Genomic DNA, 1,231 nt, shown 5'->3' on the forward strand with positions numbered 1-1,231 from the left:
CATTACCAGAAGAGGTGATATTTCCTTGAATACCTTTAGAACTAGAATTGGTAATACTAATAGGAGCATCTCCTGTTGCTTTAATGTTTCCTCCGATAGTAGAAGAACCTTCATTTTTAATAGTAATAGGAGCATTTGAAGTAGAAGTAATAGAACCTGATATGTTTCCATTACCAGAGTTGGTAAGGCTTAAAGCTACATTATCACTTGTATTAATACTTCCTCCTATATTACCATTACCTTTGTTTTCAATAACCAAAGGTGTATCACCAGAAGCAGAAATACTTGCACTAATATTTCCTTGATTGCTTATCCCTGTTTTGGCTTCTATCTTTCCTGCTATATTAATGTCTCCTGTTATTTGATTATTAGAAGCTACATTAATAGCAGCTCCATTTTCACTTTTAATAGTTGCACCTTTTTGGATGTCGATACCAGAGAGTTCTAGTTTTTTATTGCTTTGAATATCAATGTTGATAATGTCTTTTTTAGCATTTATAACACTATCTTTCTCTAAGATAATCTTTCCTAGTTTGGTATCTACTCCTGTATTATCTACATTAGAAATATAGATTCCATATTCTTCTGCTTGAATAGTTCCTTTATTGATGATAGTTTCTACATTATTGCTAACTTCATAAAAGATACCATTGCTAGCAGATTTAATAAGTCCTTCATTGATAATGTTTTGGATGGTGGAGGGAGCACCAGTTGCACTACGGATATCAAAAGATCCTGTCTTAATAAATTTAGAATTGGCTGTTGATTCTATCGTTCCTTTGTTAATGATAGTCTTTATCTTAGAACCTTGAATATTTAAACCAATTCCTCCCTTTATTAATCCTTCATTGGTAAGGGTTTCTGTGGTGGTTCTGTTTAAATAAAGACCTGATATACTAAAATGCTGTGTATTAGCATTTGTTGGTGTTGCAGCGGATTCTATCGTTCCTTTATTGGTGAAATTAGTAATCGTAGAATTGTCGTTTCGTGATAATAATGCTGTGTGTTTTTCAGCCTTTATCACTCCTGTATTGCTAAAGTTAGTAATACTAGGACTAGTCATATCTATACCCCTTTGTTTTCCTTCTATCAACCCTTTATTTTCAAAACTACTAATACTAGAACCCCCTAAAACATTAACCCCTATACCATTACTATTCCCCTCACTCTTAATAGTTCCTGTATTACTAAAAGTCTGAATAGTAGTTTTATTCATATAAACAGCATCTCT

Annotated in this window: 1 pseudogene; it reads right to left on the reverse strand. The window is 32.7% G+C overall.

The annotated features are described in order from the left end of the window. Positions 1-1,216, reverse strand: a pseudogene (locus tag C6H18_RS06840) (hypothetical protein); the annotation flags it as partial. Positions 1,217-1,231: the final 15 nt, after the last annotated feature.

It is taken from the genome of Helicobacter mesocricetorum (assembly GCF_900198605.1).
Lineage (GTDB): Bacteria > Campylobacterota > Campylobacteria > Campylobacterales > Helicobacteraceae > Helicobacter_D > Helicobacter_D mesocricetorum.